The organism is Microbacterium foliorum (assembly GCF_003367705.1).
GTDB classification, from domain to species: Bacteria; Actinomycetota; Actinomycetes; order Actinomycetales; family Microbacteriaceae; genus Microbacterium; species Microbacterium foliorum.
Genome location: NZ_CP031425.1, coordinates 3,126,391 through 3,140,903, shown reverse-complemented (window position 1 = coordinate 3,140,903; position 14,513 = coordinate 3,126,391). Strand labels below are relative to the sequence as shown.

Below are 14,513 nucleotides of genomic sequence, written 5' to 3'. Positions count from 1 at the left end.
TATTCGTCGATACGGGTGCCTTTCTGCGACCGGAACGGGGCCGTCCGCGCGTCCGCCCGTCCGCGCGTCCGCCCGGTCGCTGAGGTCGGGTGGGACGTCCGCGTGTGCGGCTCTGGCGGTCGCACTCCGTGCCGTGGCTCGGAGTGGTCGCGTGTTGTCGGGTCGCGGCGTGTGAGGCGGCAGTTCGCGCCCACCCAGCGGCAGTAGAGGACGCATCTGGTCGCCTTCCCGGTGTGGATGCGACCAGATGCGACGCCTCCCGTCGCGCTGCGATGCCCCGGCGCCGCTCCCGGCGCAGAATGGCGCCCCTCTCGCGCGATAGAGGTGCCATTCCGGGACCGGAACCGCGGGCGACCGAGTCGGAATGCGAGCGGAACGGCCGCGACCGAGTCAGACCGTCGGCACCCAGACCCGCATGGTCGAAGGGCCGCGCTGCGCCCAGTCGTGATACGGCACCAGCGGCACCGTGGCGACGTCGCCCGACGACCGGCGCCGCAGCGGCAGCGCCACCCGTCCCTCGACCTCGACAGGGTCTCCGGCGACGACGGCCTCTGCCACATCCGCCCCGAAGTCGACCGATTCCAGCGCCCACACCTCCGGCCCGCGCTCGACGACCACGCATCCGCGTACCGCGTCGATCATGGGGTCCGGCGTGCTCACCCGTGCGACCAGGGGCAGCACGAGCTCGACGACGTCGCCGACGCGGAACGCCCGCTCCACCGCCACGGTCCCCGGCAGCACCGGCTCCTCCGAAACCCCCGCTCCCGTCGTCACCCGCAGCGCCGCGCCCGACGCCCAGGAAGGCACCCGCAGCGTCAGCACGAACTCCGCGTCCTCGACGACCGTGATCCGGATGGTGCCGTCGACGGGATACCCGGTCGCGACGTCGAAGGCCACGGCTCGTCCGTCGGGCAAGCTTGTGCGCACCTGTGCGGGGGCGTACTGGTGCAGCTGCACGCCGTCGTCATCGGCCGTCGCGACGTAGGCGGCGAGGCTCGCGAAGGTGCGCGCCACGTTCGGGGGGCAGCAGGACACCTCGAACCACGGTGCCCGCAGCGATGACGAGGCGCGGGGGGAGGTCGCGTCCGGGTCTGCGGGAATCCCCGGCGTGCGCTGATGCAGCGTGTTGGCGTAGAAGAACGAGCGGCCGTCCGACCCCGGAGAGGTCGCGACCACGTTGAACAGCGTGCGCTCGATCAGGTCGGCGTACTGCGCCTCGCCGGTCGCCAGCAGCAGACGCCACGAGAACATCACCGAGCCGATGCCCGCGCAGGTCTCGGAATAGGCGCGGTCCGGCGGCAGCTCCCAGTCGTCGCCGAAGGCCTCGTCCTGATGGTGCGAACCCTGGCCGCCGGTCACGTAGGTGCGGCGCTCGACCGTGCGGTCCCACTGGCCCCGCAGCGCGTCGAGCAGCGCGGCGTCGTCACGCTCGACCGCGACATCGGTCGCCCCGGACGCCAGATAGTTCGCCCGCACGGCATGCCCGCGAAGCGCCTCGGCGTCGCGCACCGACACGTCGTCCTGGAAGTAGCTGCGTCCCCACTCGATCTCGCCCAGCGAGCCGCGGCCGTGCCGCTCGACGAACAGGGCGGCCTGATCGATGTAGCGCCTCTCGCCGAGCGCTCGGCCCAGCTCCGCCAGGCCCACCTCGACCTCGGAGTGCCCGCAGATCGCGTCGCGTCCGTCCGCGCCGAACTCGCGGCAGACGAGGTCGGCGGCGCGGCGGGCGATGTCGATCAGCCCGTCATCCGCCTCGGGTCGCGTGCGGATCCGCGCGACGGCCGCCTGGAACAGGTGTCCGAGGCAGTACAGCTCGTGGCCCCACTGCAGCGCTGTCCACCGTTCGTCCTGACCCGCGCGTCCGAACATCGTGTCGAGGTACCCGTCGGGTTCCTGCGCGGCGCCGACCCGCTCGACGATGCGACGGAATCGCCGCTCGAGGTCGTCGTCGGCCCCGGCATCCGTGCGGCCGATCTCCCACGCGAGCGCCTCGAGGTACTTGTAGATCTCGGAGTCGGAGAACTCGCGTCCGCGGCGTCCGGCCGGCAGCGAGCCGGCGGCCGCGAGGTCGAAGTTGGGCAGCCAGCCCTCCGATTCGAGTCGCGATTCGATGTGCGCGAGCGTGGCCGACCCGTTGACGGCCTGCCGCTCGCCCCAGAATCCACCGGTGATCGAGACCTCGTCGAGGCCGAGAGGGCGCAGGCGTCCGCGGGTGGGGACCACCGGAGCGGCGGGTGTGGTGGTGTCGAACATGGTCATCCCTTGAAGGCGCCGGACATGAATCCGCGCACGTAGTGTCGTTGCAGGATCAGGAAGAGCAGGATGCAGGGGAGCGCCAGCACGACGACCCCCGCCTCGGTGGCGCCGTAGTCGACCACTCCCTGCACCTGTCCTCGGAGGTTCGCGACCGCGAGCGGCAGCGTCATGCGGTTGGTGTCGTTGATGAGGATCAGCGGGGCCATGAAGTCGTTCCACGCGGTGAGGAACGCGAACAGTCCGACGGTCACGAGGCCGGGCTTGACCGCGGGCAGCAGCACGCGCCAGAGGGCGCCCCAGCTCGAGCATCCGTCGACCATCGCCGCCTCGTCCATCTCCTTCGGGATCGACTCGAACGAGATGCGCATCATGAACATCGAGAACGGCAGCTGGAACATCGTGATCACGAGGGCGACGCCGACGAGCGAGTTCTGCAGGCCGACCGCGTTCAGGATCACGTACAGCGGGATCAGCAGCGTGGCATACGGCACCATCAGGATCGCGAGGGTCAGCAGGAACAGCGCGTTCTTGCCGGGGAACGAGAAGCGCGCGAACGCGTAGCCGCCCAGCAGCGAGATGAACAGGGTGAGCGCGACGGTGAGCACCGAGACGAACAGCGAGTTGCCGAGGTACACCCAGATGCCGGCCTGGTAGTCGCCGAGGGCGATGTAGTTGCCGAAGCCCCAGCCGTCGGTCTGACTGGTGCCGGCCACAGGGCTGAGCGACGACACACCCGTCCAGATGAGGGGGTAGAGGAAGATCACGGCGAGTGCGGTCGTGAACACCCAGTACGGGATGCCGAAGATGACCCGCATCGCCGTCGAGCGGTAGCGCGGAGTGGTGGGCTGGCTGTTCGGCGCGACGATCGTGCGGGTGAGTGTTTCGGTCATTGTTCTCAGCTCTCATCGGGGCGGCGGAACGCGCGCAGCTGGAAGACGTTGATGACGATGAGTGCGAGCAGCACGATCACCGAGAGGGCTCCGGCGATGCCGAGGCTGTTCTGGCCCTGGAAGGCCACGTTGTAGATGAGCTGCACGACCGTCATGGTGCTGTTGTCCGGACCACCCTTGGTGAGGATGTAGAACTGCTCGAAGGCGAGCAGCGACCCGGTCACGCACATCACGGTGGTGAGCGCGAACGTCGGCGTGAGCAGCGGCACCGTGATGTGACGGAAGGTCTGCCACGCGCTCGAGCCGTCTATGCGTGCGGCCTCGTAGATGTCGTCGGGGATGCCCTGCAGGCCCACGAGCATCAGCAGCATGTAGAAGCCGGCGAAGCGCCACACGATGAGGAAGATCGTCGACCACAGCGCCCCCTCCGGCGTGCCGAGGAACGTGATGCCCCACGACTTCATCAGGCCGGCGAAGGGGCCGGCGATGGGGGAGTACAGCACGTAGAACAGCAGCGACGCCGACGCGAGGCCGAGCGCGCTGGGGATCAGGAAGGCGGTGCGCAGGAAGCCCTTCCACCGCGTCGACTCCTGCACGAGCAGGGCGAGCCCGAGGCCGAGACCGATCAGGATGACGGTCGTGATGACGGTGTAGAGCAGCGTGAAGCGGATCGAGTCCCAGAAGAGGCGGTGGGTGACGGCATCCGCGTAGTTCTCGGGGAAGTTGATGCCCCGGTTGCCGCTGAGCAGAGGCCAATCGGAGGCCGACATCTGCACCACCAGCACCAGCGGCACGACGAACAGCAGGGCGACGAAGATCGCGGTGGGGGCGGCATAGAGCCAGCCCTGCACCGGGCCGCCGAACGCGGTGCGCGGTCTGCGGCGCCGCAAGAGGGGTGCGGTCTGGGTCATCTCGGTCTCTTTCGATCAGGAGTGCGGGACGTGCGGGAGGGATGCGGGGGCGGCGCGTTCGCTCCGCCCCCGCATCCGTGGTCACTGCGAGAGGATCGCGGTGATCTCCTCGTTGTCGGCCGGCACCGAGTCCTCGCCGTTGAGCACCGCGTTGCGGATCAGCGTGAGCCAGGGGCTGCCCGGAGCGTTGAAGGCCTGCTGGAAGTTGAGCGCCACCGGGGTGTCGCCCTTGGCCGCCACCTCGTTGATCGTGACGAGCCTCGGGTCGGCGGAGGAGTACTCGTTGTCGGCGAGGTCACCGCGCGACACGGCGTTGCCGTCTTTCGCGAGCACCTCGACCTGAGCGTCCTCCGACATCATCCAGTTGAGGAAGTTCCAGGCCTGCGCCGCCTTCTTCGAGTCCTTCGAGATGCCGATCCCGTCGCCTCCGACGAAGGTCGAGACGCCTCCGTCGACACCGGGGATGCCGGCGACGCCGGCGTCGAAGTCGAGAGACGGGAGCAGGGTGGCGGGGAAGGGCATCACGCCGACCTTGCCCTCGCTGAACGCGGCCGTCCAGGTGGGGCCGGCCTCATCCGTCGAGCTGGGGAGCACGGCTCCGGCCTCTTCGAGCCCGGCCCACGTGTCGTACACCGCCTGGGCGGAGTCTCCGTCGAGCAGCGACTCGGTGCCGTCGTCGTTCATGACCTCGTCACCGGATGCCCAGATCGAGGGGAACCAGGTGAACACCAGGCATCCGCCGCAGTTCAGGCCCGTCGCCGTGCCGTAGGTGTCGGGCTTGTTCAGAGCCTGCACGGCCATGGCCGCCTCGGAGAACTCCTCGAGCGTGGCGGGTGCCTTCTCGGGGTCGAGGCCCGCCTCGGCGAAGAGCTCCTTGTTCCAGAAGAGCATCGAGAGGTCGAGGGCGAACGGCAGCACGTACTCCGCGTCGTCGACCGTGCCCGCCGCCAGGTGGCCGGGGTTGATCTCGTCTTTGAAGTCGAGGCCGTCGATCTGCTCGGACATGTCCTGGAAGAGTCCCTGCTGGGCCCAGTTCGGCACGTAGACGATGTCGGCGGCGAAGAGGTCGGGCAGCCCTCCCGAGCCGGCTGCGGCGCCGACCTTGGCGACGTAGTCGTCGTTGGGCACGACCGTGAGCTCGACCTGGTTCTCGTGGCTCGCGTTGTAGGCGTCGACGAGCAGCTTGGCCTGGCGCTCGATGGGCGCGCGGGTCCACAGCGTCAGCGTCGTGCCGTCGTCGGTCCCCTCCGCCGTGATCGGCTCGTTCGAGGCCTCGTCTGCGGCGGGTGCGCAGGCGGCGAGGCCGCCGACCAGCAGGCCGGCCGCGACGACGGCGGCGGATGCGCGGCGCGCGGCGTGTGTGCGGATGATGTTCATGGGCGGGGGCTCCTCTTGGCTCTTCCTCGAGCGGATGCGGTGTGGCGCTTCGGCAGTGCAGCGCCGGTGTGGAGATGGTGTGGATCCGGATTTTTCGAAACTTACGAAAACCCTTTCGAAAAGGTATAGCGTGGTTGCGACGGGGTCGTCAAGCCTTGTTCCGATAACCTTTCAGCATCAGGGAGTGAGATGAGCGATTCGACCGGAGTGCGGGCTGTGACCCTCGGCGATGTCGCCGCGCGCGCAGGAGTGTCGATCTCGACGGCCTCCAAGGCGCTGAACGATCGCGGTGACGTCTCGGCGGCGACGCGGGCCAAGGTCCGTGCGATCGCCGACGAACTCTCGTTCACGCCCAACGCGATGGCCCGTGGCCTCCTCGCCGGCCGCACGGGAACGGTCGGTCTGCTCACCAGCGACCTCGAGGGTCGGTTCATGCTGCCGATCCTCATGGGCGCCGAAGACGCCTTCGGCGCCGGCCGCATCAACGTCTTCCTGTGCGATGCCCGAGGTGACGCCATCCGCGAGCAGCACCACCTGCGTGAACTTCTGAGCCGCCGGGTCGACGGCATCATCGTCGTGGGGCGGCAGACCGATCCGCGTCCGTCGCTCGGGCAGGAGATCCCCGTGCCCGTCGTCTACGCCTACGCGCCGTCAGACGACCCGCACGACCTGTCGCTGACCCCCGACAACTACGCGGGAGGGCGTCTCGCGATCGAGCATCTGCTCGCCTGCGGACGGCGGCGCATCGCGCACATCTCGGGCGACCCGACCTATGCCGCGGCGCAGGACCGCCTCGCCGGCGCCAGAGCTGCACTCGGCGACGCGGGACTCGAGCTCGTCGGCGAGCCGATGTTCTCGGAGTGGACGGAGCACTGGGGACGCGATGCCGCGGCGATGCTGCTGCAGCGGCATCCCGACATCGATGCGGTGTTCTGCGGGTCGGATCAGATCGCCCGCGGGGCGCTCGACTCGGCGCGGGATCTCGGCCGATCGGTTCCCGACGACCTCGCGGTGATCGGCTACGACAACTGGCAGGTGCTCGCCACCAACGCCCGACCCGAGCTGACCAGCATCGACGCCAACCTGCAGCAGCTGGGTCGCGAGGCGGCGCTGCGGGTGTTCGACGCGATCGACGGCATCGACATCGGTGAGGGCACGCACCGTCTGCCGGTGCGGCTCGTCATCCGCGGATCCACCATCGCCCGACGCTGAGGCGTGCCCGCACGTCCGGTCGATCGTGCGCGCTGCACGGTGCGTCCGATCAGACCTCGTCGCGCCAGGAGTGCTGCGGATCGAAGCCGAGCACGCGTCGCGCCTTGTCGATCGAGAGCAGCGTCTCGTTCGGACCGAACTCGCGGGCGCGCGGCACGTCGGGAAAGACCTCGGCGAGCAGCTCGTCGTTCGGCCGCGACATCACCGTGTCGGCCGCGGCGATGATGAAGGTGTCGAAGCCGGGAGCTGCGACCTCGAGGGCGCGCTCGACGGCCTGCGCCCCGTCGCGGGCGTCGATGTAGCCCCAGAGATTCCACTTGCGACGAAGGGCATCGGCGTCGAAGTCCGGGAACTCCGCGTAGTCCGCGGGGTTCATCACGTTCGAGAAGCGCAGCGCCGTGATCGACAGGTCGGGATGCCAGCGCACGAGCTCGGTCGCCATGCGCTCCTCGAGCGTCTTGACGAGCGAGTAGACCGATTCGGGGCGGGCGGGGTAGTCCTCGTCGACGGGAACGTAGGGCGGCGGCACATCGAACGGCAGGCCGAGGACCGTCTCGCTCGACGCGTAGACGACGCGCCGGATGCCGAGGCGCACCGCCGCCCAGAACACGTTGAACGTCGCCGGCATGTTGTTGTGGAAGGTCGCGACGTCGCTGCGGATGCCCGGCGCGGGGATCGCGCCGAGATGCACCACGGCGTCGATGCCGTCATGGCGGTCGCCGACGGCGCCGAGGGCATCGACGACCTGGCCGTAGTCCGTGAGATCGACCTGCACGAAGTCGGGACCGCGGGTGCCCGCGACATCCATGCCGATGACCTCGTACCCGTGGGCGCGGAGCTCCCGCGCGACGACGCTGCCGAGCTTGCCCGATGATCCGGTGAGTGCGATGCGCATGTCACCAGAGTGGCACGAAGACGGGGAGTCGGGGCCGTGCGGCATACACTCGTCGGCGTGAGTGACACCAGCAGCGAGCCCCCGCGCACCGTCGGGGTGCGTGACGTCGCCGCTCGCGCCGGAGTGTCGCGGCAGACGGTCTCCCGGGTGCTCAACGACCATCCGGAGGTCGCGGCCGAGACCAGGGAGCGGGTGCTCGCCGCGATGGCCGAGCTCGGGTACCGCATGAACAACGCGGCCAGGGCGCTGGGGACGCGGCGCTCCCGCACTCTCGGGGTGCTGGCGACCGACGCCCTGCACTACGGTCCCTCGCGCAGCATCGCCGCGCTCGAGGCCTCGGCCCGTGAGGCCGGGTACTGGCTGAGCGCGGCCTTCGCGGACGCGGGGGATGCGGATGCCGTGGTCGCCGCCGTCGACCACCTCGTGATGCAGGGGGTCGAGGGCATCGTCGTCGTCGCCCCGCACGCCCACACCCTCGACGCGCTCGACGCGGTGCGCATCGGCGTTCCGGTCGTCACCCTGCACGCGGCCGACCGGGGGGCTCGTGGCCTGTCGGTCGACCAGGCGGCGGGAGCCCGGCTCGCGGTCGCGGCGCTCGCCGACGCGGGGCACACGAGCATCGCGCACCTCGCCGGACCCGCCGACTGGCTCGAGGCCGAGTCCCGCGCCGAGGGGTTCGCCGCCGAGCTCGCCGCGAGAGGGCTCGCCGCCGGGCCCGTGCTCGAGGGCGACTGGACCGCGGGATCGGGCTATGCGGCGGTCGAGGCCGTGCGCGGATCCGGTGTGACGGCCGTGTTCGTGGCGAACGACCAGATGGCGCTCGGGCTGCTCGGCGGTCTGCACGAAGCCGGGCTCACCGTGCCGGGCGACATCAGCGTGGTGGGATTCGACGACACCCCGGACGCCGCGTACTACTGGCCCAAGCTCACGACCGTGCGGCAGGACTTCGCCGAGTTGGCGCGTCGTGCGGTGGCGGCGGTGCTGGCGGGCAGCGCGGAGGCTCCGGCATCCGATCTCCCTCCCGTGGCGCCCGTGCTGGTGACCCGCGATTCGGTCGCCCCGCCGCGCTGACCCGCGCCGTGCCGTCGCGCCGTGCTGCGCCCCTGCCGTGCCGTGCCGTCGCGCCGCCGTGCGGCCCCTGCCGTGCCGTGCCGTCCCTGCCGTGCTGTCGCGTGCCGACCCGTGCCGTCGTGTGCTGACCCGTGCCGTGCGGTCCCTGCCGTCGCGGTGCGGGGCCGATGCCGTGCTGCCCTGCCGTGCTGTGCCGTGCCGTCGCGTGCCGTGCCGTCGCGTGCCGTGCTGACCCGGGCCGCGCCGACCCGTCGCGTGCTGACCCGTGCCGTGCCGTCGCGCTGCCGTCGCGGTGCGGGGCCGATTTCGCACGTGAATCGCAGGCGGGGTCGATTGCGCACGTTGATCGGCCGTATCCGATGCGAAACTGACCCCGCCTGGGTGCGCGGTGCGGAACTGACCCCGCCTGGGTGCGCGGTGCTGAACTGACCCCGCCTGGGTATCCGGTGCGAAACTGACCCCGCCTGGGTGCGAGGTGCAAAACTGACCCCGCACGCCGCTCCGCGCTGACCGTTCCCCGCCCGGTCGTGCGCTCTGGTCCGCGTTCACAACTCAGCATGGATGCGTCCGCCGGGCCGCCGGGCCGCCGAATTCCGCGGCATCCCGGCGGCCGGTCGAGCCGTGGGTGTTCTCTTGCTGAATCGTGAACGGTCGACCGCCGACAGCGCGCGTCTTGACCGCCGCCGCACCCCGTGACACACTTCTGTGACCGGTCACAGTGACCACCGACGACCCGAGGTACCCGTGAGCAACGAAGCCCCCGCCTTCTCCCCCGAGATCGCCGCATCGATCCAGACCGTCCGTGACGACGTCGCCCGCCTGCACGGCGAACTCGTGCGCTACGGGCTCGTGGTCTGGACCGGCGGAAACGTCTCGGGACGCGTCCCCGGCGCCGACCTGTTCGTGATCAAGCCCTCGGGAGTCAGCTACGACGACCTCGCGCCCGAGAACATGATCCTCTGCGACCTCGACGGCGCCGTGATCCCCGGAACGCCGGGCAGTGACCGCTCGCCCTCCAGCGACACCGCGGCCCACGCCTACGTCTATCGCCACATGCCCGACGTCGGCGGCGTCGTGCACACGCACTCGACCTTCGCGGTCGCCTGGGCGGCCCGCGGCGAAGAGATCCCCTGCGTCATCACGGCGATGGCCGACGAGTTCGGCGGACCCATCCCGGTCGGGCCGTTCGCGATCATCGGCGACGACTCGATCGGCCGGGGCATCGTGCAGACACTCTCCGGGCACCGCAGCCGCGCGGTCCTGATGCAGAACCACGGGCCGTTCACCATCGGCGCCGATGCGAAGGATGCCGTGAAGGCCGCCGTCATGGTCGAGGACGTCGCCCGCACCGTGCACCACGCCCGCGAGGCCGGCCCGCTGATCCCCATCCCGCAGGAGGCCATCGACAGCCTCTTCGCCCGCTACCAGAACGTCTACGGACAGAACTCGGACGCCCGACGATGAGCGACACGACCCACAGCGCCACGACCGGCAGCGCCACGACCGGCAGCGCCACGACCGGCAGCACCACGACCGGCAGCACCACGACCGGCAGCACCACCGCCCGCGACGACATCGTCGCCGCCCGCACGAGCCTGGGCATCGAGCTCGGCTCGACCCGCATCAAGGCGTGCCTGATCGGATCGGATGCGACCGAGGTGCTCGCCACCGGGTCGTTCGCGTGGGAGAACCGCCTCGACGGCGGCCTCTGGACCTACGATCTCGACGAGGTCTGGGCGGGCCTGCAGGCCGCGTACGCCGAGCTCGTCGCCGACGCGGAACGGGTGCACGGCGTGCGCCCCGAGTCGTTCGGCGCGATCGGGATCTCGGCGATGATGCACGGATACCTCGCGTTCGACGCGCAGAGCGAGCTGCTCGTGCCGTTCCGCACCTGGCGCAACACCAACACGGGCGTCGCCGCGGCCGAGCTGACCGACCTGCTCGGGGTGAACATCCCGCTGCGCTGGTCGATCGCCCATCTGCATCAGGCCGTCGTCGACGGCGAGGAGCACGTGCCGAGGCTGGACTTCGTGACGACGCTCGCCGGATACGTCCACACCGCCCTCACCGGCCGTCGCGTGCTCGGTGTCGGCGACGCATCCGGCATGTTCCCGATCGATTCGGCGACCGGCGACTACGACGAGCGGATGCTGCAGGCCTACGACGCGCTCGCGGCCGACCGCCTGCCGGCGAGCGCCGGAGACCTTCTCCCGCACGTCCTCCCCGCCGGGGCCGATGCCGGAACGCTCACCGCCGACGGCGCCGCCCTGCTCGACCCGACCGGCGGGCTGCGCCCCGGCATCCCGCTGTGCCCGCCCGAGGGGGACGCGGGCACCGGGATGGTCGCGACGAACTCGGTGTCGCCCCGCACGGGCAACGTCTCGGCGGGCACGAGCATCTTCGCGATGGTCGTCCTCGAGGGTCCGCTGGCGCAGGTGCACCACGAGCTCGACCTGGTCACGACGCCGGCCGGCGACGCGGTCGCGATGGTGCACTGCAACAACGGCGCGAGCGAGCTGGCCGCGTGGGCCGGTCTCTTCACGCGCTTCTCCGCCGCGGCCGGGCAGCCGCTCGATGCCGATGCGGTGTTCGACGCGCTCTTCCGTGAGGCGCTCGAGGGCGAGGCGGATGCCGGTGGCCTGCTCGCCTACAACCATCTCGCGGGCGAGCCGATCGCCGGCCTCACCGAGGGGCGTCCGCTCTTCGTGCGCACCCCCGACAGCGCCTTCACGCTCGCGAACTTCATGCGTGCGCAGCTGTACGGCGTCTTCGGCACGCTCGCGCTCGGGATGCAGGTGCTCACCGCCGAGGGTGTGCGGCTCGACCGCATGTTCGCGCACGGCGGGATGTTCCGGACCGCGGGGGTCGCGCAGCGATTCCTCGCCGGTGCGCTGGACGCCCCGGTCTCGGTGGGCGAGCTGGCGGCGGAGGGCGGGGCCTGGGGCATCGCGGTGCTCGCCTCGTACCTCGCTCATGCCGATACGCGCACTCTGGGGGAGTACCTCGACGGCGAGGTCTTCGCCGCGGCATCCCTCGCGGTCGCCGAGCCGGATCCTGCCGACGTCGCCGGCTTCACCGCCTACCTCGACCGCTACCGCGCAGGGCTCGCCATCGAAGCCGCCGCCACCACCGCTCTCTGAACTCCTCCCGCCAGACCGAAGGATCCGCCATGCCCCGCACCCCGCTCACCACCTCGCTCGACGGCTACGAGGTCTGGTTCCTCACCGGCAGCCAGCACCTCTACGGTCCCGAGACGCTCGCGCAGGTCGCCGAGCAGTCTCAGCAGATCGCCCGCCTCCTCGACGAGGCGGGGGAGGTTCCGGTGAAGATCGTGTGGAAGCCGGTGCTCACCGATTCCGCCGCCATCAAGCGCACCGCCCTCGAGGCCAACGCCGATGAGAAGGTGGTCGGCCTGATCGCCTGGATGCACACGTTCAGCCCCGCGAAGATGTGGATCGCCGGTCTCGACGCGCTGCAGAAGCCGCTCGCCCACCTGCACACGCAGGCGAACGTGGAGCTGCCCTGGGCCGACATCGACTTCGACTTCATGAACCTGAACCAGGCCGCGCACGGCGACCGCGAGTTCGGCTACATCCAGACCCGTCTCGGCGTGCCGCGCAAGACCGTGGTAGGCCACGCGAGCGACCCCCGGGTGCGTCAGGAGATCGCCACGTGGCAGCGCGCGGCGGCCGGGCTCGCCGCCTCGCGTTCGCTCAAGCTCGCCCGCTTCGGCGACAACATGCGCTTCGTCGCGGTGACCGAGGGCGACAAGACCGAGGCCGAGCTGCGCTTCGGCGTGCAGGTCAACACGTGGGGCGTGAACGATCTGGCGGATGCGGTCGCCGCGGCATCCGCGTCCGAGATCGACGCCCTCGTGGCCGAGTACGAGGAGCTGTACGAGGTCGTCCCCGAGCTGCGCCGCGGTGGTGAGCGCCACCAGTCGCTGCGCGACGGCGCCGCGATCGAGATCGGTCTGCGGTCGTTCCTCGAAGAGGGCGGCTTCGGCGCCTTCACCACTTCGTTCGAGGACCTCGGAGCGCTGACGCAGCTGCCCGGCCTCGCGGTGCAGCGCCTGATGGCCGAGGGCTACGGATTCGGTGCCGAGGGCGACTGGAAGACGGCGATCCTCGTGCGGATCGCCAACGTCATGGGGTCGGGGCTGCCCGGCGGGGCGAGCCTCATGGAGGACTACACCTACGACATGACGCCCGGTGACGAGCTGATCCTCGGTGCGCACATGCTCGAGGTCTCGCCGTCGCTCACGACCGCGAAGCCCACTCTCGAGATCCATCCGCTCGGCATCGGCGGCAAGGACGACCCGGTGCGACTGGTCTTCACGGCAGACCCCGGTCCCGCGATCGTCGTCGCGCTCAGCGACATGCGCGACCGGTTCCGCCTCACTGCGAACGTCGTCGAGAACGTGCCGCCGCGTCAGTCGCTGCCCAAGCTCCCCGTCGGTCGCGCCGTCTGGAAGCCGCAGCCCGACTTCACCACCTCGGCGGCCGCCTGGCTGACCGCGGGAGCCGCGCACCACACGGTCATGTCGACGGCCGTCGGGCTGGAGGCGTTCCGGGACTTCGCCGAGATGGCAGAGGTCGAGCTGCTCGTGATCGACGACGACACCACTCTGCCCGAGTTCCAGAAGCAGGTGCGCTGGAACCAGGCGTACTACCGACTCGCGCAGGGGCTGTGATGACGCAGGGCGCCGCACCGGCCGTCGATGTCGTGACCGCCGCACGTCTGCGCTCCGGCCGACAGCTGCGCATCGCGAGTCACGGATACGAGGCGGTCATCGCGAGCGTCGGCGCCTCGCTGCGCGTGCTCACGATCGACGGGCGCGACCTGGTCGTGCCGTTCGACGCCGACGAGGTGCGCCCCGGATACCGCGGCACCACACTCGCGCCGTGGCCGAACCGCATCGTCGACGGCCGCTACACCTTCGGCGGGGTCGAACACCGGCTGGCGCTCACCGAGCCCACGCGGGGGCAGGCACTGCACGGGCTCCTGGCGTGGACCGAGTTCGAGGACCGTCTCGTGCTCGACGACCGCGTCGTGCTCGCCGCCGTCATCGAGCCGCAGACCGGGTACCCGTTCCGTGTCGAGGTCGAGACCGAGTACCGTCTCGATGCCGAGGGGCTGCATCAGACCGTGACCGCGCACAACCTCGGGGCGGATGCCGCGCCGTGGGGCACCGGACCGCATCCGTACCTCGTCGCAGGCTCCGGCCGGGTCGACGACTGGACGCTGACGCTGCCGGCATCCGACGTGCTCACGGTGACCCCCGACCGGTTGAGTCCTGTCGCGGTCGAGGGCGTGACCGCGCATCCGCACTGGGACTTCCGCACCGCGCGCCCGATCGCCGACGTCTTCATCGACCACGCGTTCACGGGCCTCGCCCGCGAGGGCGGTGTGGCCGAGGTGCGCGTGGTGACGGATGCCGGGACCGGCGTCGCGATGACGTTCGACGAGCGGTGCCCGTGGGTGCAGGTGCACACGGCCGACAACCCCGGGATCGACGCGATCCACCGCATCGGCCTCGCGGTCGAGCCGATGACCTGTCCGCCCGACGCGTTCAACTCCGGAACCGACCTGGTCGTGCTCGAGCCCGGCGACCAGCACTCCGCATCCTGGCGGATCGCCGCGATCTGAGGCGCGGTCCCGCGCCGATCCGGGGCGGGGCGGGACGGGTGCGCATCCGGCGGTTGTGCGGGGTCAGTTCTGCATCTGCACATTGTGCGGGGCCAGTTCCGCATCCGAATCGTCCGATTCCGGTGCGCAAGTGGCCCTGCCTGACGGGGAGGTGCGCAAATGACCCCGCCTGGGAGGGGGCAGGGCAAGGCGGCGGATGCGGCGGCGGATGTGGCGTGGGATGGCCGCGGTGCGTTCCGAGCGCAGTTGCGC

General features: G+C 70.6%; 11 protein-coding genes. 6 read left to right on the top strand and 5 right to left on the bottom strand.

The genetic code is table 11. The features are described from left to right. Positions 1-390: 390 nt before the first annotated feature. The 4 genes from DXT68_RS14840 to DXT68_RS14825 form a co-directional block, all read right to left on the bottom strand. Positions 391-2,259, bottom strand: a complete 1,869-nt coding sequence (locus DXT68_RS14840; RefSeq protein ID WP_115760509.1) for a glycoside hydrolase family 127 protein — start codon at positions 2,257-2,259, stop codon at positions 391-393. Beyond that, positions 2,256-3,146, bottom strand: coding sequence for a carbohydrate ABC transporter permease (locus DXT68_RS14835; protein ID WP_082068877.1), 891 nt, complete (start codon positions 3,144-3,146; stop codon positions 2,256-2,258). The genes DXT68_RS14840 and DXT68_RS14835 overlap by 4 nt, the downstream gene beginning before the upstream one ends. Before the next feature lie 5 nt (positions 3,147-3,151). Continuing rightward, positions 3,152-4,057, bottom strand: coding sequence for a carbohydrate ABC transporter permease (locus DXT68_RS14830; RefSeq protein ID WP_045253598.1), 906 nt, complete (start codon positions 4,055-4,057; stop codon positions 3,152-3,154). Between the two features lie 81 nt (positions 4,058-4,138). Then, on the bottom strand, positions 4,139-5,434 hold the full coding sequence (locus DXT68_RS14825; RefSeq protein WP_045253599.1) for an ABC transporter substrate-binding protein: 1,296 nt from the start codon (positions 5,432-5,434) through the stop codon (positions 4,139-4,141). Between the two features lie 189 nt (positions 5,435-5,623). Between DXT68_RS14825 and DXT68_RS14820 the strand changes: the two genes are divergently transcribed. Further along, positions 5,624-6,646 carry a LacI family DNA-binding transcriptional regulator gene (locus DXT68_RS14820; protein WP_045253600.1) on the top strand — a complete coding sequence of 341 codons (1,023 nt, stop codon included), beginning with the start codon at positions 5,624-5,626 and terminating at the stop codon, positions 6,644-6,646. Positions 6,647-6,695: 49 nt separating this feature from the next. On the opposite strand, the gene DXT68_RS14815 is transcribed toward DXT68_RS14820, so the two are convergent. Next, the gene (locus tag DXT68_RS14815) at positions 6,696-7,541 is read right to left on the bottom strand and encodes an NAD-dependent epimerase/dehydratase family protein (protein WP_045253601.1); all 846 of its coding nucleotides are present in this window, start codon (positions 7,539-7,541) and stop codon (positions 6,696-6,698) included. A gap of 57 nt (positions 7,542-7,598) precedes the next feature. Between DXT68_RS14815 and DXT68_RS14810 the strand changes: the two genes are divergently transcribed. The 5 genes from DXT68_RS14810 to DXT68_RS14790 all read left to right on the top strand — a co-directional run bounded on the left by DXT68_RS14810 (position 7,599) and on the right by DXT68_RS14790 (position 14,261). Next, positions 7,599-8,612 carry a LacI family DNA-binding transcriptional regulator gene (locus DXT68_RS14810; RefSeq protein WP_045253676.1) on the top strand — a complete coding sequence of 338 codons (1,014 nt, stop codon included), beginning with the start codon at positions 7,599-7,601 and terminating at the stop codon, positions 8,610-8,612. A gap of 744 nt (positions 8,613-9,356) precedes the next feature. Next, positions 9,357-10,076 (top strand): L-ribulose-5-phosphate 4-epimerase, encoded by a 720-nt coding sequence (locus DXT68_RS14805; RefSeq protein WP_045253602.1) that lies wholly within the window; start codon positions 9,357-9,359, stop codon positions 10,074-10,076. Further along, positions 10,073-11,752: a xylulokinase gene (locus DXT68_RS14800; RefSeq protein ID WP_082068878.1), complete on the top strand. Its 1,680-nt coding sequence runs from the start codon at positions 10,073-10,075 to the stop codon at positions 11,750-11,752. The genes DXT68_RS14805 and DXT68_RS14800 overlap by 4 nt, the downstream gene beginning before the upstream one ends. 29 nt (positions 11,753-11,781) lie before the next feature. Further along, a complete protein-coding gene (araA, locus tag DXT68_RS14795) occupies positions 11,782-13,305 on the top strand; it encodes an L-arabinose isomerase (RefSeq protein ID WP_045253603.1) in 1,524 nt (507 codons plus the stop codon). Further along, positions 13,305-14,261 (top strand): aldose 1-epimerase family protein, encoded by a 957-nt coding sequence (locus DXT68_RS14790; protein WP_045253604.1) that lies wholly within the window; start codon positions 13,305-13,307, stop codon positions 14,259-14,261. Before araA ends, DXT68_RS14790 begins: the two co-directional genes overlap by 1 nt. The last annotated feature ends 252 nt before the right edge of the window (positions 14,262-14,513 follow it).

Coding starts and splice junctions, on each gene's coding strand:
- DXT68_RS14840 (WP_115760509.1), bottom strand. CDS start 2,259: ATGACCATGTTCGACACCACCACACCCGCCGCTCCGGTGGTCCCCACC.
- DXT68_RS14835 (WP_082068877.1), bottom strand. CDS start 3,146: ATGACCGAAACACTCACCCGCACGATCGTCGCGCCGAACAGCCAGCCC.
- DXT68_RS14830 (WP_045253598.1), bottom strand. CDS start 4,057: ATGACCCAGACCGCACCCCTCTTGCGGCGCCGCAGACCGCGCACCGCG.
- DXT68_RS14825 (WP_045253599.1), bottom strand. CDS start 5,434: ATGAACATCATCCGCACACACGCCGCGCGCCGCGCATCCGCCGCCGTC.
- DXT68_RS14820 (WP_045253600.1), top strand. CDS start 5,624: ATGAGCGATTCGACCGGAGTGCGGGCTGTGACCCTCGGCGATGTCGCC.
- DXT68_RS14815 (WP_045253601.1), bottom strand. CDS start 7,541: ATGCGCATCGCACTCACCGGATCATCGGGCAAGCTCGGCAGCGTCGTC.
- DXT68_RS14800 (WP_082068878.1), top strand. CDS start 10,073: ATGAGCGACACGACCCACAGCGCCACGACCGGCAGCGCCACGACCGGC.
- araA (WP_045253603.1), top strand. CDS start 11,782: ATGCCCCGCACCCCGCTCACCACCTCGCTCGACGGCTACGAGGTCTGG.
- DXT68_RS14790 (WP_045253604.1), top strand. CDS start 13,305: ATGACGCAGGGCGCCGCACCGGCCGTCGATGTCGTGACCGCCGCACGT.